This is a genomic window from Solibacillus sp. FSL W7-1436 (assembly GCF_038007305.1).
GTDB lineage: Bacteria > Bacillota > Bacilli > Bacillales_A > Planococcaceae > Solibacillus.
Genome location: NZ_JBBOWV010000001.1, coordinates 885,181 through 902,981, shown reverse-complemented (window position 1 = coordinate 902,981; position 17,801 = coordinate 885,181). Strand labels below are relative to the sequence as shown.

The window sequence follows — 17,801 nt, the reverse complement described above, 5'->3', positions numbered from 1 at the left end:
GAACATATGGTAAAGGCAGAAACATTAGCAGCGATTAAAAGTTCGAAAGTAGTAGCAGTCATTCGGGGGAATTCAGCAGAAGAAGCAATTGCTCTATCGAATGCAGCGATTGAAGGAGGAATCCATCTAATCGAGCTTACTTACACAACACCAAATACACAGCAAGTATTGGAAGCGTTCCGAAACTCTGATGCAGTAGTAGGTGCCGGTACTGTACTTGATGCAGAAACAGCACGTCATGCAATTTTGAATGGTGCAAAATTTGTTGTTGGCCCACAGTTCAGCAAAGAAGTCGCAAAAGTATGCAATCGTTATGCTATTCCATATTTCCCGGGTTGTATGACGATTCAGGAAATGGTATCGGCCCTTGAATATGGCTGTGATGTGGTTAAATTATTCCCGGCTAATAACTTTAAACCTTCGTTCATCAAATCGGTTAAAGGTCCATTACCGCACATCCAGATTATGCCGACTGGTGGTATAAATACTGACAATATTGGTGAATGGCTTGATGCGGGAGCAGTCGCAGTAGGAATCGGCAGTGATTTGAATAAAGCGTATGAAACAGGCGGACATGCAGCAGTAGTAGAAGCGAGCAGAAAATATGTAGAAGCAGCAAAAAAAGGAGAGGTGTAAAAGATGAATATTACATTTCGCTGGTACGGAAGAGATAACGATACAGTAACACTCGACCATATACGCCAGATCCCGAATGTTAAAGGAATTGTTTGGGCATTACATCAAAAAGCGGCAGGCGAGCTTTGGACAAAAGAAGAGATTAAAGAAGAAGCGGATTATATCCAATCAAAAGGTTTCCATATCGATGTAGTTGAAAGTGTCAATGTTCATGAAGATATTAAGCTTGGAGTTGGTAACCGCGATTTATATATCGACAATTATAAACAAACAATACGTAACTTAGCCGAAATTGGTGTAAAAGTAATCTGCTATAATTTCATGCCGATTTTCGACTGGACGCGTACAGATATGTTCCATCCGCTTGAAGATGGATCAACTGCACTATATTTCGATAAAGAAAAAGTACAAAATCTTGATCCGCAGCAGCTTGTAAAAACGGTTAGTGAAGCTTCTGATTTAACATTGCCGGGGTGGGAGCCTGAACGTATGGCCCGTATCGCGGAACTTTTCGAAGCGTATAAAGAAGTGGATGAACAAAAACTATGGGACAACTTACGCTACTTTTTAGATGCTATTATCCCGGTTGCTGAAGAGGCAGGGATCCGCATGGCGATTCATCCGGATGATCCACCGTACTCGATTTTTGGCTTACCGCGTATCATTACAGGAGCCGAAAGCTATGAAAAATTAATCGAGATCAATGATTCTTTAGCGAACAGTTTTACATTCTGCTCTGGATCGATGGGTGCATCACCGGAAAATGATATGGTTGCGATTGCTGAAAAATATGCATACCGTTCACCGTTTGCCCATATTCGTAACGTTAAAATCGATGAAAACGGCAGCTTTGCAGAAACATCTCATTTTACATCAGATGGTTCAATAAATATTAAAGGTATTGTAAAAGCTTTGCATGATCAGGAATATACAGGCTATGTACGACCAGACCATGGCCGTCACTTATGGGGAGAAGTTTGTCGCCCTGGCTACGGTTTATATGATCGTGCACTCGGGATTATGTATTTAAATGGTTTATGGGATGCTTACAGCGAACAAACAGGAGGCAAATAATGATTCCAATACACGAAAATTTAGCGAATAAAGTAGCGGTAATTACAGGCGGCAGCGGTGTTCTATGTTCAAAAATGGCACAAGAAATTGCACGCCATCATGTAAAGGTAGCAATTGTCGGCCGTACTGAGTCAAAGGTTGAAGCAGTTAAAGAAGAGATCGTTGCAGCAGGTGGTATTGCTGTGGCAATTACTGCTGATGTACTTAACAAAGATTCTTTGCTTGCAGCAAAAGAGCAAATTCTCGAGCAGTTTGGACGTATTGATTTTTTAATTAATGGTGCAGGCGGAAACCATCCGGATGCGATTACAGAAAAAGAGTATTATGAGGCAAACTCTCCAGGTCTTTCGTTTTTTGACCTTCAGGAAAATGGATTTTCAGATGTATTCTCATTAAATTTCACTGGGACATTCTTGGCGTGCCAAGTGTTTGGAGATGCTCTTTTACAAGCTGAAAATCCAGCCATCATCAATATTTCATCGATGAGCGCATACACACCGTTAACGAAAATTCCTGCGTACAGTGCAGCAAAAGCGGCGATTAACAACTTTACGAGCTGGATGGCGGTTCACTTTGCTGAAACAGGCTTACGTGTAAATGCAATTGCACCAGGATTTTTCATTACACAGCAAAATAAAGATCTGCTCGTTGACGCAGAAGGAGAGTATACAGCACGTTCAAAAAAAATAATTGAAGCAACCCCGATGAAAAAATTTGGTGAGCCGGATCAGTTATTAGGGACACTCCTATTTTTAATGGACTCTTCTTATTCATCATTTATTACAGGAACAACAATTGCAGTAGATGGTGGATTTAACGCATATTCGGGGGTGTGATATTTGAAAAATATCACCATTTCCGATGTCGCAAAGCATGCAGGGGTTTCCAAAAGTACAGTTTCGCAATACTTGAATGGCCGCTATGAATATATGAGCGAGCATACCCGAAAAAAAGTGGAATATTCCATTCGCGAGCTTAATTACCGACCAAATATTATTGCTCGTAGTTTGTCGCAAAAGTCTACATTTACTGTAGGAATTATCGTGGCAAATATTCTACATTCATTCTCTACTCATATTATTCGGGCAGTTGAACTGAACTTTAATAAACATGGCTTTCATACAATTGTATGCAATGCGGATGATGAACCTGAGAAAGAACGGCAGTACATCGAGATGCTCATGGCAAAGCAGGTTGATGGGATGATTATTTTCCCGACTGGCGATAATCTGGATTTGTATGAGCAAATGAAAAAGAAAAAATATCCGATTGTTTTCATAGACCGTAAGATAGAGGGTTTGGGAATTCCTTCTGTTTTACTGGAAAATGAACAAGCGGCAGAAATGGCAGTAAAGGCTTTGACCGATAACGGGCACAGCAGGATTGCCATGCTGACCGCACCGGTAACACGTAACATTACACCACGGCTGGAGCGAATAGAAGGTTATAAAAAAGCTTTAGTGAGTAGAGGCATACAAGTAATAGATGAATATATACATAGTGTCGAAGTCGAAGAAATGAAAGTATCTCTTCGTAATATGTTTAAACAGGATCAACGACCCGAAGCGATCATCGCAGGCAGTGACCGTGTATTAGTCGAAATCTTAAATTTTGCAAAAGAGAATCAACTTGTCATTCCGAAAGATTTGGCGGTTGTTGGAATTGATGATGTTTCTTTTGCGAACTTGTTTACACCCCAACTTACAACCATTTCACAGCCGACAACACAAATGGCAAATAAAGCCGTGGAGTTGTTATTGCAGCAAATCAAAGGGGATCAAAAGCTGTCTGACTACAAAACTATCCGCTTTGGTGGCCAACTTAATATGCGTGAAAGTCATTAATACTAAAGCTGTGCCGATTATTGCACGGATGTACAGCTATTAACCTAGGGGGAAAACATGGATTTCATAGTAGACTATTTACCGATCATCTGGGTCGCGCTTGGTGTCGGTTTATTATTATATTTAAACATCGTTGTAAAATTAAATAGTGTATTAGCTTTACTTATTGTTGCAATTCTTGTTGGGGTTCTAAATGGTTTATCGTTAACGGATGTTGTAACATCTGTTAAAACAGGCTTTGGAAGCACACTTGGAAGCTTAGCGATTATTATCGGTATGGGTGCAGTTCTCGGGAAGTTAATGGTTGACTCAGGGGCTGCCCAACGAGTTGCCTCGACATTACTCAAAAAATTCGGACCAAAAAATGTAGAATGGGCGATTTTGATTGTCGGTGCAATTTTCGGTATTTCAGTATTCTATGAAGTGGCGTTTATTATTTTGGCACCATTAGTAATTTCGATTGCAATCGAAGCGAAAATGCCTTACTTGCGTTTAGGGATTACAATGGTTGCAGCTGCTACAATGGCACATAGTATATTTCCGCCACAACCTGGTCCGACTGCACTTGTAGAAGCATATGGTGCAGATATGGGTATGGTCTATCTGCTGGGTATTGTTGTAGCGGTACCGGCAATTATTGCTGCGGGAATTATTCTTCCGCGCGTTTTAAAAAATTTGGATTTGCCAATACCTCCATTATTGAAAAAGTCTGAAGAAGTAAGTCTGGATAATGCACCGGGGTTTGGAATTAGTTTACTAATTCCGTTATTGCCGGCGCTTATTATTACAGGTGCTACGATTTACAATATGATTTTCGATAAAGACTCGGCTGTCGGCCAATTTATTAACTTTTTAGGTAGTGCTGAAATTAGTATGATTCTGGCGGTACTAATTGCGATTTATGTATTCGGTATCCGTCTTGGCCGTACGATGAAGGAAGTAATGAATTCGTTCTCGGGTGCGATAGAAGGTATTGCAATGATTATCTTTATCGTCGGTTCCGGTGGTGCATTTAAACAGATTATTTTAGATACAGGCATCGGTGATCTGATTGCGGGTGTGATGCAAAATACATCCATTAACCCGTTGATTATGGCATGGCTGATTACAGCGGTTATCCGTATTGCTACGGGTACAGGCGTTGTGTCGGCGATTACGGCTGCAGGTATTGTAGGACCGTTAATCCATACATTTGATGTCAATCCGGTATTGATGGTTTTAGCAACAGCGGCGGGCAGTAATACAATTACACATGTTAATGATGCATCGTTCTGGCTGTTTAAAGAGTACTTTAACTTATCAATCAAAGATACATTTAAAACATGGGGACTTCTACTATTCACAACATCGATTGTCGGTCTTGGCGTAGTATTAATTCTGGATATATTTATTTGATAATTTTGATTATGGCATGTCCGAAACTTTATTTCGGACATGCTTTTTATTGTTCCTGTATAAACAGGACCTTCTCAAAGCTGCAATCTTTGCAAACGAATAAATGCGGGCAAATCTCGTCTTTAGCGGTATTTGGATAGCCGTCAAAAAGTTTAACAGTATTTTCATCATTATAATGACCGTATGGATCTGAGTAATCGGCCATCTTTCCTCCATCCTGCATCGGACTGTTACATGTCGGACAATCCATACTGACTTTTTCTAATGCATTGCATAACGGGCAAATCGCCATAAGTACACCTCTATTTTTTATCGTTTATATGTAATATGTCTCTTTACCGCCAATAAATAAACACAAATCATCAATGAAGTTATTTTAGGAATGGCCTTACTAACATTGGGCTATGATTTATAGAATCTAGGCGAATAACATAAAAACTAAAAAAATATATATTGTTACTAGGCGCTCACAACCTTTCTTTTCTCTCCATATGCTAAGGAAAAAGGAAAAGAGGTAGAGTATGGGGATTGAAATAACAGCTCTCCACTGGATCTATGTTGTTTTCATCATGCTGATCATTATCTTTATGGTAAGGCGCCTGGATACAACATTGATAAGTATTGTGGGGATTTTCGTTATTGCTTTCGTCGCGACAGGGGATTTTGTTTCGTCAGTTGGCGGGGTTTTTAATAGCTTTATTTATGCAATAACCGAACTTTTATCTACTATATTGATTATTTCAATTATCGTTGCGATGAGCCGGGTGCTAACTAAAACGGGGATTAATGAAGTAATGATTGCCCCTTTTACAAAGATTATTAAAAACCCGACATTAGGGTTTTGGACAATCGGGATATTAATGATGATCATTTCCTGGTTTTTCTGGCCATCACCTGCAGTAGCGCTGCTCGGAGCTGTTTTATTACCTGTAGCTATAAGGGCAGGGCTGCCGGCATTAGGTGTGGCTATGGCAATGAACTTATTCGGTCACGGGATTGCGTTATCCAGTGATTTTATTATTCAAGGTGCACCGAAGTTAACGGCTGATGCGGCAGGCCTTCCTGTGGGAGATGTCATATCGGCAAGTATTCCTCTTGTCATAACGATGGGGGTTGTGACGACAGCTGTAGCCTTTTACTTTTTGAAACGCGATATGAAGCGCGGCACTATTCCTTTAGTCGGTACGTATGATAATAGTACAGAACAAGAGCTGGAACAATCGGAAGATCTTTTATCGATGACCCAGAAAAAATTCTTCGCTCTTTTAATTCCAGTTGCTTTTGTACTGGATGTTGTTGCAATGGCTATTTTCGATCTTCAAGGGGGAGACGCCACAGCACTGGTGGGAGGCACTTCCGTATTTATCCTGCTGATTCTTTGCGTGATTGCTTATAAAAAGAAAGGGCTTGATGAAACGACAAGCTATTTTATTAAAGGGTTCCAGTTTGGTTTTAAAGTATTTGGACCGGTTATCCCGATTGCGGCATTTTTCTATTTAGGGGATGCGGGTTTCCTAACAATACTCGGTAATCACCTGCCTGAAACGTCACATGGTATTGTGAATGATCTTGGCATGGGACTGGCGGCGCTTGTACCGTTAACAACGGAAATTGCAGTCGTGACATTGACAGGTGTTGGGGCAATTACAGGACTGGACGGATCCGGATTTTCCGGGATTTCTTTAGTCGGGTCACTGGGTAATTTATTTGGTACTGCAATCGGAGAAGGTACGGCTACATTGACTGCTCTTGGTCAAATTGCAGCCATTTGGGTAGGTGGCGGGACACTTGTTCCATGGGCGCTTATTCCTGCAGCAGCCATTTGTAATGTCAGCCCGTTTGAGCTTGCACGAAGAAATCTTGTGCCGGTAATCATCGGTTTAATCGTTACGACGATTGTAGCGCTTTTCATTATTTAACATTTGAAAGGGTCGTATAAATCTTTTACTTGGCATCTTGTTATAAATCTGAAAAGGAATGTACTATATTTTGAATTCAAAAATATAGTACATTTTCACTTATCATTAACCGTTAGTCGCCAATCTTCCAAGCGGACCGGATTCGTCGATAATATCTGCCAAATCAAAAACAGAAATCGGAAACATCGGCAGACCTACAACATATGGAGTAATCTCATATAACTGAAAATAAATAACGAGTGTCTTATCTGCAATATAGAAATCCTGATCCGGACTTATACCCGGAAAATCACCTAATGTAGGAAGATCCCGCTCCTGTATTTGAATATCGACAAGAGCAGAAAGTCTTCTGACATAATTGCTGCCCGGTTTAAATAAATCCTTGAGTGTACATAGCTTCTTTTTTTCTATATCAAATGTCAGTGATTCAATTGTCGTCATTCCGTGAGCGGCCTTTTGATGATACGTATAATTGGAAAGGCTCAAACTAAGCACTTGCCGCTGATTGTTTTTTACTTCGTATAATCCCAGCATTTCTTCTACTGTTGTCGGCATTTCGCCAACTTGCTGTTCAATCTGTTTTTTTACTTGCTCCTTAATCGTCTCATTCATTTCATTTTCCCATGAATGATCCCACTTGTAAGTAACATGTGGATAATATACCAATTGATTCGGTCCATAATCTAATCGAACAGTACTAACAGGCATTGGACCAATTTGAAGAATGGTTTCACTTCCTTCATCATTTTTTCTTAAATAAAAATATGCAACTAACCCTGCATACTGTTATTTATATGTGGGGTAGATAACTTTATGAAAGTGTTGGCATGAAAAGATAACAGGCAAAATAATTTTAAAGGGATAATTAAAAAAATCAAATGGTTATAGAAAACTTTTATGGGAGTAGTGATGATTGGATAAACAAAATAGTAAGTACAGATGGATAGTATTTGTTTCGGTATTGCTTACGTATTTATTGATGGCCAGTCAGCGTACAGCCCCTGGATTAATTACGGATCAGCTGATGCATGACTTTAATATTACGGCTACAACAATCGGGTTAATAACAGGAGTTCAATTTTTTGTCTATACAAGTTTGCAAATACCGATGGGGATTCTGGCGGATCGCTTTGGTCCAAATTTTTTTCTGATTTTTGGTGCAGTCCTTGCAGGTGTGGGAACAGTTCTTTACAGTGTCGGAACACATGAATCGGTATTATTTATTTCAAGGATTTTTACCGGAATAGGGGATGCGACGATTTGGGTTAATATGATGCTCATATTAGGCCAATGGTTTTATAAGAAGGAATTTGTCCGTTTAGTCGGTTTTGCCGGAATGACAGGCAGCTTAGGGTTTTTGTTGGCAACGGTTCCATTTTCGGCCTGGATTGGACTCCTTGGATGGAGAGGAGCATTTTTCTCGTTAGGCCTTCTTGTAAGCTTATGCGGCATCATGCTATATATGGTTTTAATAAAACATGCAAAAAAGGCTTTTCCGGAAAATTTACCTGTAGTAACAGAGCCTGTTCAACGTGAAAAAACAGCTGGCATTGTGAAAAGAGTTTTTTCCAGCAGGCAAGCATGGGCTTTATTTTTATGCCACTTTGGGGTAGTTGGCGGATATGTCGGGTTTATCAGCTCCTGGGCAGTACCGTACGGAATGGATCTTTATGAAATGAGCCGCTCCCAAGCAAGTCAGTTGATTATGGTTGGTCTAGTTGGAGCAATTATTGGTGCACCATTTATGAGCTGGGTTGCGAGTATGTATGAATCGATTAAAAAACCTTATATTGCTGTGCAATCGACAGTTTTTACAAGCTGGTTTATGTTTCTTTTATTTCAAGGGTATCCATCTTTATTCGGGGTCATAGTACTTTTCTTCCTTATCGGTTTCGGTTACGGAGCAAGTGCATTGACATTTGCTGCAGTACGTCAGTCGTTCCCCATGACAGAGTCCGGCATTGTGTCGGGATTTGCGAACACAGGAGGCTTTTTAAGTGCCGTTTTATTGCCCATTTTTTTAGGTGCTATTTTGGATTATGTCCAGGCAAGCTCATTAAATTTACAATCCGGTTATTTTTACGGCTTCATTATTCCAGCTCTATTTTCTTTAGTCGGCTTAATTGGAATAATGTTATACAAAGAAGTGCATGTGACGGAAACATTATAGATTTGATCAACCAATAGTTACATAAACAATTGTTCTCCGCACATCCTAGTAGTTGAGGAGGTGTATGAATGAACGAAAAAAATTTCACAGAAGCAGGAACAAATGTTGATGAAGTAAAGCGTCTGAATGCAGCTTCAGGTCTTTCGTATAATGAAACGCTCGCTATGCTTGCCAAGGAACAGGAAGTGAAGACGACTGATGAAATGCCGCTTCGCCCTTTAACGGAAAATCTGGAAGTCGACAGCCGTACTTACAAGGTAAACGAAGTGCCTGGCAGTGGGCAGACAGGTGGCAACGGTCCGCATTAAAACGTAAATAAAAAGGAAGCTGTCTAAATACTTTTAGACAGCTTCTTTAAAATTACTTAGAGACGCTTTTCTGCATCTTTTTTACAAATAAATGTTTTGCAGCAAGTGTCGCTGGAAGACTTGGCTTCTTTTTGTTTAGGGGCTTGCAAATCAAAATCAGAAGCAAATTCCGACCGCTCTTTTTTATTGGTTATACTTTCCATATCGATTTCAATTTTTTCGGCCCCACAAAAATTCCCCTTTGCATGGAAAAAACAATCTGATACAGTACATTTCACCTCTAAAGCTGGCATAGTTTTCCTCCTCTTTGATTTAGCAATTGTGAAGTAAAAGGCGTGTATTGGCCTAATTCAAACTTCATCATTAATTTGTCCACTCTGAATGTTTTTATGTTCAAATAAAATGGATCAATTAGCTTTATTTGACAACTAGCTTATCCAAAATAAACCCATACCATTCGCGGATACTAAAATTTTCATGAGTTGCTAAAAAAATAACCGACAGAAAATATTGCATTAAGCAGATAAAAATTGTTAAAATTTAGAATATTAAGATATTTTTATATTAAGGGGGATTTTAAATGACAGTTTTACAGGCATTAGTTGACCAAGCACTGGAGACACCGAATGCAACGGCTATTCAATTTGAAAATGAAGTATGGTCATACGAAGAACTTCTGGATAACTCTCGGAAAATTGCCGGCTATCTGATTGAAAAAGGTTTTCAAAAAGATGATATTGTAGCCGAATTTGCACTCAACTCCCATTTGTTCATGGCTGTTTATTATGGTGTACAGCTCGCAGGCTTGACTGTAATGCCTGTGAATACAAAGCTGGCTCCTCCTGAAGTGGATTTTATATTTAAGCATTCAGAGGCGAAAATCTTAGTATATGATGAAAAACTGCAGGCGACGATTGATCTGACAACACATGGTTTTCAGGAAATCCTTTCACTTTCGCAAATCAGAGAAATTATTAATGGAAACAGCGCTTCTCCAGTATTGCCGCAGTTAGATCCAGAAGACACGTCCGTTGTTATGTATACATCCGGAACGACCGGAAAACCAAAAGGGGTTATGCTCAGTCACCGGAATATTTTGGAGACAGCGCAAATCTGGTCCGATTCAATGAATATGACAAATGAGGACCGCATGTTTATTTGTACACCATTGTTCCACTGTGCAGGCAGCCATGTATTTGCGGTGCCGACAATTTATAAAGGGGGAGCAGTTCTTATAGAAGAAGCGTTTTCACCGGATCAGACATTGAGAAATCTGGTTGAAACAAAGGCAACCATTTTCTTTGGTGTACCGGCAATGTATACGATTTTACTGAACAAACCGGAGCTGCAGTCCTATGATTTCAGTCAACTGCGCCTGTTCTGCTATGGGGCTGCACCGATGCCGTATGAGCTTGTTAAGCGTCTGAAGGATACATTCCCGAAGGTAAAAGTTCAGAATTTGTATGGGCAAACAGAAAATTCACCTGCTGCGAGTTCGTTGCTGGATGATGCAGCACTATTTAAAATCGGTTCAGTAGGCAAACCGTTAGCGCGGACGGAAATTCAGCTGCGTGATGCAAATGGTGAAATTGTGGCATTAGGGGAAGTCGGTGAAATTTGCGTGAAAGGTCCTCAAGTAATGAAGGGATATTTGCGCGCACCCGAAGAAACAGCAAAGTCGATTCAGGATGGGTGGCTGTATACCGGAGATTTGGGCCGTTTTGACGAAGAAGGCTATTTATATATTGTAGACCGCAAAAAGGATATGATTATTCGCGGCGGCGAAAATATTTATCCGATTGAAGTGGAGGAAGTACTTTACCAAATGCCTCAGATTTTAGAGGCTGCGGTCGTAGGGGTCCCTCATGAAGTGTACGGAGAAGTTCCAAAGGCTTTTGTTGTATTAAAAGAAGGCCAACAACTAATGGAGCAGGATGTGCTGGACTATTGCACGACACAGCTTGCAAAATATAAAGTTCCGTTTGAAGTCGACTTTATCGATCAACTGCCACGTAATGCTTCGGGCAAAGTATTGAAGCATACGTTAAGACCAAAACAGACGATTTAAAATATAGTAGCCTCGATTTTTGTCGGGGCTTTTTTTCATGAATAAAATATGGACCATTTTCCAACCATTTATAAAAACGGGACCTCTAAAGAGTCCAGCTAACAAACCTGCCCTGTCGTCTGGTATAATAGGCGTTAGCAAAACATGATGGAGGCAATTATGGATAATAATGATATTTTAATCCGTGTACGTTATGCATTGGATTTAAAAAATAGAGAAATGATCGAAATTTTCAAATTAGGCGGTATTACGGTTTCACCGGAGGATATGCCGAAAATTTTAACGAAGTCTTTGGAAAAAGATGAGGAAGCACCTGCAGATTATGATCAGATGAAAGTGAATCATAAAAACTTGGAAGCATTTTTCAATGGGTTGATTACGTATAAGCGTGGACCGATGCCGAAAAAAGAAGGGCAGCCAGCGCCAGTGCAGGAAAAGCAGGACCATGTGAACAACATGATGCTGAAAAAACTGAAAGTGGCGTGCCAGCTCACGACTGAAGAGATGCTGGATGTGCTTGATGACGGGGGAATCGCCGTATCAAAAGGCGAGCTTGGTGCCATTATGCGTAAACCGGGTCACCGTAACTACAAAGAATGCGGCGACAACTTTGCCCGTAAGTTCCTAAAAGGCCTATCTGTAAGGTACCGCGGATAAAAATACAAACTGCCTAGAATTTTCATGTTCTAGGCGGTTTTTATTTTCATTGTATATTAAGCCAAACAGACAGCTTCCTTTTTACATAAGAAATTTGTTACAATGAGAAGTATTGTTTAGGATCAAAAAAAGGAATGGTGAACGAGCGTTGAAAACTTTTAAGAAAGTGTATATCGAAATTACAAGTGTATGTAATTTAGCATGCAGCTTTTGTCCACCTACAGAGCGAGCAAAAGGATTAATAAAGGTAGAGCAATTTGCTCATATTTTAGATGAAATTAGCGGCTATACAAAATATATATACCTACATGTAAAAGGGGAGCCTTTATTGCACCCGCGCATCGGGCAGCTACTCGATGTAGCACATGAAAAAGGCTTTAAAGTCAATATTACGACAAACGGGACATTAATTAAAAAGAACCGTGAAAAGCTGCTGGGCAAGCCTGCACTTAGACAGATAAATTTTTCGCTTCACAGTTTTGATGGACATGAAGGTTCTGAAAACCGCGAAAAGTACTTAGGTGATATTTTGGAATTTGTACGGGATGTACGAAAACATAATGTCATTATTTCTTACCGGCTATGGAATTTGCAGCGCAATAATGTTTCGGAGCTGGCAAACCGCAGAAACCGCGAAACACTAGAGATTCTGGAAAAAGAGTATGAGCTGGACTATGAAATTCAAGAACGGGTGGAAATGGGTTCAGGAGTAAAGATTGCCAAAAATATTTATTTAAACCAGGACCATGAATTCCGCTGGCCGAGCCTGCTTGAAAAAGCGGATGAAGGCAAAGGTTTCTGCCATGCATTGCGTACACATGCAGCGATTTTAGTTGATGGTTCTGTTGTTCCTTGCTGTTTGGATGGCGAGGGTGTCATTAATTTAGGAAATGTCCACGATCAGAAATTCGGCGATATTATTACTACAGATCGTGCACAAAACTTAGTTGATGGTTTTTCTCGTCGTGAAGCGATTGAAGAGCTGTGTAAAAAATGCGGCTTCCGCCAAAAATTCGGCATGGATTCCGAGCTGCCGGATGTTTTATAGTACGTTATATTGAAAGATTAAAAAAAGGCTGTCCTGATTTTAAAATGTACCCTATAAGATAGACACTTGAAAAAAGGTCATCTTATAGGGTGCTTTTTGTTTATAATGAAAAAAAACGATTCGGAGCTATAATTATGACTAAAAAATTTTTAACCTCTCACCAACAAACAGAATTAAAAATGAACCCTTATGTAAAAGCAGTGAGCGATAAAGCGATTACGTACACAGATGAATTTAAACGATTATTTATTGCACAATCTGAAACAGGAAAACTGCCACGAGAAATTTTTGAGGAAGCAGGATTTGACGTTGAAGTAATCGGAATAACACGTGTTCATAAGGCAGCTACTCGCTGGAGAACGGCTTATAAAAAACATGGCGCCAGCGGTTTGGAAGATACGCGAAAACATAGTTCAGGACGTCCTCTTGAACGAGAATTAAGTATAGAAGAAAAATACACTCGACTTGAAGCAAAAATGCGTTTACTAGAAGCGGAAAATGAACTGCTAAAAAAGCTCGATCTACTCGAAAGGCAGATGTTGAAAAAGAAATAAAACTCGCACCAGAATTAAAATTCGAATTAATTCATGAAACCATTAAAAAATATAACTTAAAGCGAATGGTGAGCTATCTTTGCGAAGTGTTGGAGGTATCACGTTCAGGTTATTATAACTACTATAAAGAGCAATCAATTCAAAAAAGAACGATGAAACACCAAGCAGATGAAATCGTAAAAGAAGAAATTTTAAAAGCTTATCGATTTCGAAGACGTCATAAAGGAGCGCGTCAAATTAAAATGACACTTCAAAACCACTATGGCATCAATTATAACTTAAAGCGTATTCGCCGCATTATGAAAAAATTTGGCATCATCTGTCCAATTCGGAAGGCAAATCCTTATCGTCGTATGGCGAAAGCAACGAAAGAACACCGCACTTGCGCGAATGAATTACAACGAAATTTCAAACAAGGTGTCGCTGGGAAAGTGTTATTAACAGACATCACGTATTTGACGTATCGAAATGGCAAACGTGCTTATTTATCTACGGTTAAAGACGCAGAAACAAATGAAATTCTCGCTTATGAAGTGTCGTCTTCTTTACACTTGGACATCGCTCTGAACACATTGAAGAAATTAAGAAAACACACGCATTTAGCAGAAGATGCCTTTATCCATTCGGATCAAGGATTTCATTATACAAATCCACAATTCCAGGCTTTCGTAAAGAAAATGGGCTTAGGTCAATCGATGTCACGTCGAGGCAACTGTTGGGACAACGCGCCCCAGGAATCATTCTTTGGTCATTTTAAAGATGAGGCATACATCAAAGAGTGTGAAACATTAGAAGACGTAAAGCAAGAAATCAAAAGTTATATGACGTACTACAATCATTATCGGGGTCAGTGGAATTTAAAAAAGCTGCCGCCTGTAAAGTACAGACAGCAGCTTCAACAAGTTGCCTAACCTTTTTCAAAATGTCCTTTACAAAGGGTACACTTTATTTTCCTCAGGGCAGCCTTTTTCTATTGAGCTTGCATAAATGTAACCGTCATTTCTTCGCTGTCGTATAAACACCATTCTTTATTATCTACGACAGGACCGACATTAATCTGGTATTGTTTTTTTCCGACAGCCAGCGGGATATCGTATGGAACAGAATGTCGCAGCCCGTCTTTATAGATCGCAGCTTCATGACTATGCCCAAAAAAAAGCAATGGCGTTTCGATATTTGGGAAAGTAGGATTGAAAGCTTTATCCCACTCGATTTGGTGCCCATGAATTAAAGTGGCATGTTCAATTACAAGCGCATTATCATACTTTAGAAAGCGCTCATCGCCAGTTACAAGGGCAATACGTTCCTCCTGATTCCCGATAATTGACGGGAATGTTAAAAGGCTCATAAACCTTTCATCGACTATCGCTGCATCCTTTAGCTTTGCATGACGAATCATCTTTGCCTTTTTCTTGCCGATTTTACACTCAAACAAATCTCCTAAGCCAATAATCTCTGCATTGGGTGCTACTTGCTGAATATGGCTTAACACCTTTTTCGTATTTTTATAATGCGAATGTAAGTCGCTTAAAATTGCGTACTTCATCAAGATTCACCACCGTATAATTGAATTTCTACAATATTATAGCAATAGTCAATTTATCGATAAAATAAAACATTTTCTTCCTTTTATTTTCAGAAAATTCAAATAAAATCTTGACGACTAGCAAATTAGGTTTTATCATGTAGTTAAATTTCATATATATTACATTAAAAAGGAAGTTTTACAACATTTTGCTTGAGAGTAGGTAATAAACTTGGAAAATAGTATTGAAAGAATACGTTCGGGAATGGAATTGCTTAAACCTGCCGAAAGAAATGTGGCTTTATATATATTAAGTCATTTAGATGATGTCATTCGCATGCCGATTGCTGTACTGGCTGAAAAAGCTAAAACAAGCGAAGCAACAATTGTGAGGATGTGCAGGGCATTAAACTTTTCCGGTTTCAAAGATTTAAAACTAAGTATTGCTTCAGCACCTACTCTGGAAATTCCACATAACCACAACTTTGAATTAGAAAAAGATTCAACGATACTCCAAATGATACAGACGATTCAAATGCATAATATCGATGCGATCCAAAGAACACTTATGATTAATGGCGAAAGAGAATTGAAAAAGATTATCCACAAAATTAATGATGCGAGAAAGATCATCTTGATTGGCATCGGAGCTTCAGCAATCGTGGCACAGGATTTCGAACATAAGTTGAAGCGGATCAATAAAAACTGCGAGACGATTTTCGATAGTCATGGGCAGCTTATTGCCGCAACACATGCTACGAACGAGGATGTTGTATTTGCTATCTCCTATTCAGGTGAAACGAAGGAAATTATTAATGCGCTTACAGTTGCAAAAGAGAATCAGGCAACGATTATTACAATGACACAAAATAAGCGAAACACAATACAAAGCTTTGCAGACCATGCTCTATACGTCGTTTCAAATGAAGCGGATATTCGGAGCTCTGCAACCGCATCACGCATCGCCCAACTGACATTAATTGATATTTTATATACAGGAATTGCCACATTAAACTATGATAATTCGATTATTGCGCTGAATCGCACACTCGAGGTAATTAAGGGTTTCTCCCGCTAATATTGGTGCTGACTATATTCATATAGTTAACATAATGAAAAAGAAGGGGTGTAATGTATGTTTGTTATCAAAAAGAGAAAGCAGACCTGGTTTTTAGTAGCATTAATGAGTTTAATGTTATTGCTCGTTGCGTGTTCAAATGACGAGGAATCAAGCAGCGACACTGAAGGAAACAGCAATACGGAACAATCAACGACATCTTCGGATAATACTTCTGCAGAAAGTACAGGAGATGGTTTGTCAGGCACACTGGAAATTCAATATTTTGTCGGAGGATATGGTGATGGATGGTGGAAGCAAGTTATAGGGGACTTCCAAAAACAGCACCCGGATTTAGAAATTGTGGAACATGCTGGTCCGAATATTAATACTGAGATGAATACACGCTGGATTTCGGAAACACCACCGGATGTCGTATATATCGATGGTGCAGGAGCTAGTGAAACACAAATGATCGCTGAAGGTCAGTTAATGGATATTAGTGAATTTGCAAAAGGGATTAAACTTGAAAATGGTACAGCACTATTAGACAGCTTTATCTCTCCTGCAGAAGAAGTGGATGGCGGGAAAATCTATAGTTTACCATTAGTATTCGATACTTGGGGAACTTGGTATGACACGAAGTGGTTTGAAGAAAACGGATGGGAAGTACCAACAGACTTTGACAGCTGGATCAGCTCTATGGAAAAAATTAAAGCCGATACAAAAATTGCTCCATTTGTAACGACAGGTCAACATACACAATACTTCCACCGCGGCGTATTGAATCCGGCCTTTGCAGCAGCTGGTGGCGAAGAGTTATTAAATGACTTAAACGATGGTGTAGTAGAAGCTTGGAAAAAGCCTGAAACGCTTGAAGTATTGAAGAAGGTAGAAAAAATTGCGAAAGCAGGCGTAATCGACAGCGGTTTTGCGGCTTACAATCATACGCAATCTCAAATGAACTTCTTAATGCATAAAAATGCTTATATTCCAGTAGGATTCTGGTTACCGAATGAAATGAAAAATGATACGCCGGACAGTTTTGAATTTGGATTCACACCAACACCGATGAATGATCCTGGTCAGCCATTAGCGCTTGTGCCGGACATTCGTACAATTGCAATTGCAGAAAAAGCAAAAAATCCGGAAGCTGCAAAAGCATTTTTAGAATTCATCTTTACGGAAGAATATGCGCAGGCATTTGCTGAATCAACTGGTGCGATTATGAACATGAAAGACGTTGACTTGTCAGCGAATACAAATGTTCAGGATTTCCTGAAAAATATTAATGAAATGATTAATAATCCAGGTGCTGTTCATACGTATAAACGTTATACACCAGATGCTGAAGTGCAAAAAATTTCAGTGGAAATTACAAACGAAATCAAATTATTAATCATTGATATCCTACTTGGTGAAATCACTGCTGAAGAGTTCGTCGATAAGATGGTGAAAAAAGCAGAGGAACTAAGAAAATAAGGTGAGGGAATTGAGGTTGCTAAAAGCTTTTTAGCAACCTTATTTAATCAATAGAGAAAGGAGT

At 39.5% G+C, this 17,801-nt stretch carries 18 protein-coding genes; 14 read left to right on the top strand and 4 right to left on the bottom strand.

Features of this window, described 5'->3' with window-relative positions:
• The first annotated feature begins 6 nt into the window (after positions 1-6).
• From MKX73_RS04590 to MKX73_RS04570, 5 genes are read left to right on the top strand one after another with little or no spacing between them, the layout of a single operon-like run.
• The gene (locus tag MKX73_RS04590) at positions 7-636 is read left to right on the top strand and encodes a bifunctional 2-keto-4-hydroxyglutarate aldolase/2-keto-3-deoxy-6-phosphogluconate aldolase (protein WP_340716484.1); all 630 of its coding nucleotides are present in this window, start codon (positions 7-9) and stop codon (positions 634-636) included.
• 3 nt (positions 637-639) lie between these two features.
• Complete coding sequence (gene uxuA, locus MKX73_RS04585) at positions 640-1,710, top strand: mannonate dehydratase (protein WP_340716483.1); 1,071 nt, start codon at positions 640-642, stop codon at positions 1,708-1,710.
• Positions 1,710-2,546: an SDR family oxidoreductase gene (locus tag MKX73_RS04580; RefSeq protein ID WP_340716482.1), complete on the top strand. Its 837-nt coding sequence runs from the start codon at positions 1,710-1,712 to the stop codon at positions 2,544-2,546. Before uxuA ends, MKX73_RS04580 begins: the two co-directional genes overlap by 1 nt.
• A 3-nt stretch (positions 2,547-2,549) precedes the next feature.
• Positions 2,550-3,554 carry a LacI family DNA-binding transcriptional regulator gene (locus MKX73_RS04575; protein WP_340716481.1) on the top strand — a complete coding sequence of 335 codons (1,005 nt, stop codon included), beginning with the start codon at positions 2,550-2,552 and terminating at the stop codon, positions 3,552-3,554.
• A 57-nt stretch (positions 3,555-3,611) separates the two neighbouring features.
• Positions 3,612-4,949, top strand: a complete 1,338-nt coding sequence (locus MKX73_RS04570; RefSeq protein ID WP_340716480.1) for a gluconate:H+ symporter — start codon at positions 3,612-3,614, stop codon at positions 4,947-4,949.
• Between the two features lie 46 nt (positions 4,950-4,995).
• On the opposite strand, the gene MKX73_RS04565 is transcribed toward MKX73_RS04570, so the two are convergent.
• A complete protein-coding gene (locus tag MKX73_RS04565) occupies positions 4,996-5,241 on the bottom strand; it encodes a hypothetical protein (RefSeq protein ID WP_340716479.1) in 246 nt (81 codons plus the stop codon).
• Between the two features lie 229 nt (positions 5,242-5,470).
• Here MKX73_RS04565 and MKX73_RS04560 point away from each other — a divergent pair, with 229 nt between their 5' ends.
• Positions 5,471-6,868 (top strand): hypothetical protein, encoded by a 1,398-nt coding sequence (locus MKX73_RS04560; RefSeq protein ID WP_340716478.1) that lies wholly within the window; start codon positions 5,471-5,473, stop codon positions 6,866-6,868.
• Between the two features lie 105 nt (positions 6,869-6,973).
• Here MKX73_RS04560 and MKX73_RS04555 read toward each other — a convergent pair whose 3' ends face one another.
• Entirely contained in the window at positions 6,974-7,480 is a 507-nt protein-coding gene (locus tag MKX73_RS04555) for a DUF3298 domain-containing protein (protein WP_445783304.1), read from the bottom strand.
• A gap of 301 nt (positions 7,481-7,781) precedes the next feature.
• Here MKX73_RS04555 and MKX73_RS04550 point away from each other — a divergent pair, with 301 nt between their 5' ends.
• Positions 7,782-9,038 carry an MFS transporter gene (locus MKX73_RS04550; RefSeq protein WP_340716476.1) on the top strand — a complete coding sequence of 419 codons (1,257 nt, stop codon included), beginning with the start codon at positions 7,782-7,784 and terminating at the stop codon, positions 9,036-9,038.
• A 68-nt stretch (positions 9,039-9,106) separates the two neighbouring features.
• Positions 9,107-9,346 carry a hypothetical protein gene (locus MKX73_RS04545; RefSeq protein WP_340718946.1) on the top strand — a complete coding sequence of 80 codons (240 nt, stop codon included), beginning with the start codon at positions 9,107-9,109 and terminating at the stop codon, positions 9,344-9,346.
• A 56-nt stretch (positions 9,347-9,402) separates the two neighbouring features.
• Here MKX73_RS04545 and MKX73_RS04540 read toward each other — a convergent pair whose 3' ends face one another.
• Positions 9,403-9,639 carry a DUF1540 domain-containing protein gene (locus tag MKX73_RS04540; protein ID WP_340716475.1) on the bottom strand — a complete coding sequence of 79 codons (237 nt, stop codon included), beginning with the start codon at positions 9,637-9,639 and terminating at the stop codon, positions 9,403-9,405.
• A 287-nt stretch (positions 9,640-9,926) separates the two neighbouring features.
• Between MKX73_RS04540 and MKX73_RS04535 the strand changes: the two genes are divergently transcribed.
• From MKX73_RS04535 to MKX73_RS04520, 4 genes are all read left to right on the top strand, one after another.
• Complete coding sequence (locus tag MKX73_RS04535; RefSeq protein ID WP_340716474.1) at positions 9,927-11,414, top strand: class I adenylate-forming enzyme family protein; 1,488 nt, start codon at positions 9,927-9,929, stop codon at positions 11,412-11,414.
• A gap of 159 nt (positions 11,415-11,573) precedes the next feature.
• Positions 11,574-12,071 (top strand): YehS family protein, encoded by a 498-nt coding sequence (locus MKX73_RS04530; protein ID WP_340716473.1) that lies wholly within the window; start codon positions 11,574-11,576, stop codon positions 12,069-12,071.
• A 148-nt stretch (positions 12,072-12,219) separates the two neighbouring features.
• Positions 12,220-13,119: a radical SAM/SPASM domain-containing protein gene (locus MKX73_RS04525; RefSeq protein ID WP_340716472.1), complete on the top strand. Its 900-nt coding sequence runs from the start codon at positions 12,220-12,222 to the stop codon at positions 13,117-13,119.
• 134 nt (positions 13,120-13,253) lie between these two features.
• Positions 13,254-14,584 (top strand): IS3 family transposase gene (locus tag MKX73_RS04520; protein WP_340716208.1). Its coding sequence is split into 2 segments (ribosomal slippage): positions 13,254-13,638 and positions 13,638-14,584, totalling 1,332 coding nucleotides; the frame shifts between segments, so codons are not numbered across the junction.
• Positions 14,585-14,643: 59 nt separating this feature from the next.
• Here the strand turns inward: MKX73_RS04520 and MKX73_RS04515 are convergent.
• On the bottom strand, positions 14,644-15,219 hold the full coding sequence (locus MKX73_RS04515) for a metallophosphoesterase family protein (protein ID WP_340716471.1): 576 nt from the start codon (positions 15,217-15,219) through the stop codon (positions 14,644-14,646).
• 211 nt (positions 15,220-15,430) lie between these two features.
• Here MKX73_RS04515 and MKX73_RS04510 point away from each other — a divergent pair, with 211 nt between their 5' ends.
• Both MKX73_RS04510 and MKX73_RS04505 read left to right on the top strand, forming a co-directional pair.
• On the top strand, positions 15,431-16,276 hold the full coding sequence (locus tag MKX73_RS04510) for a MurR/RpiR family transcriptional regulator (RefSeq protein ID WP_340716470.1): 846 nt from the start codon (positions 15,431-15,433) through the stop codon (positions 16,274-16,276).
• A gap of 57 nt (positions 16,277-16,333) precedes the next feature.
• A complete protein-coding gene (locus MKX73_RS04505; protein ID WP_340716469.1) occupies positions 16,334-17,737 on the top strand; it encodes an extracellular solute-binding protein in 1,404 nt (467 codons plus the stop codon).
• The last annotated feature ends 64 nt before the right edge of the window (positions 17,738-17,801 follow it).

Coding starts and splice junctions, on each gene's coding strand:
- MKX73_RS04545 (WP_340718946.1), top strand. CDS start 9,107: ATGAACGAAAAAAATTTCACAGAAGCAGGAACAAATGTTGATGAAGTA.
- MKX73_RS04505 (WP_340716469.1), top strand. CDS start 16,334: ATGTTTGTTATCAAAAAGAGAAAGCAGACCTGGTTTTTAGTAGCATTA.
- uxuA (WP_340716483.1), top strand. CDS start 640: ATGAATATTACATTTCGCTGGTACGGAAGAGATAACGATACAGTAACA.
- MKX73_RS04530 (WP_340716473.1), top strand. CDS start 11,574: ATGGATAATAATGATATTTTAATCCGTGTACGTTATGCATTGGATTTA.
- MKX73_RS04540 (WP_340716475.1), bottom strand. CDS start 9,639: ATGCCAGCTTTAGAGGTGAAATGTACTGTATCAGATTGTTTTTTCCAT.
- MKX73_RS04590 (WP_340716484.1), top strand. CDS start 7: ATGGTAAAGGCAGAAACATTAGCAGCGATTAAAAGTTCGAAAGTAGTA.
- MKX73_RS04535 (WP_340716474.1), top strand. CDS start 9,927: ATGACAGTTTTACAGGCATTAGTTGACCAAGCACTGGAGACACCGAAT.
- MKX73_RS04570 (WP_340716480.1), top strand. CDS start 3,612: ATGGATTTCATAGTAGACTATTTACCGATCATCTGGGTCGCGCTTGGT.
- MKX73_RS04565 (WP_340716479.1), bottom strand. CDS start 5,241: ATGGCGATTTGCCCGTTATGCAATGCATTAGAAAAAGTCAGTATGGAT.
- MKX73_RS04555 (WP_445783304.1), bottom strand. CDS start 7,480: ATGAATGAGACGATTAAGGAGCAAGTAAAAAAACAGATTGAACAGCAA.
- MKX73_RS04560 (WP_340716478.1), top strand. CDS start 5,471: ATGGGGATTGAAATAACAGCTCTCCACTGGATCTATGTTGTTTTCATC.
- MKX73_RS04580 (WP_340716482.1), top strand. CDS start 1,710: ATGATTCCAATACACGAAAATTTAGCGAATAAAGTAGCGGTAATTACA.
- MKX73_RS04515 (WP_340716471.1), bottom strand. CDS start 15,219: ATGAAGTACGCAATTTTAAGCGACTTACATTCGCATTATAAAAATACG.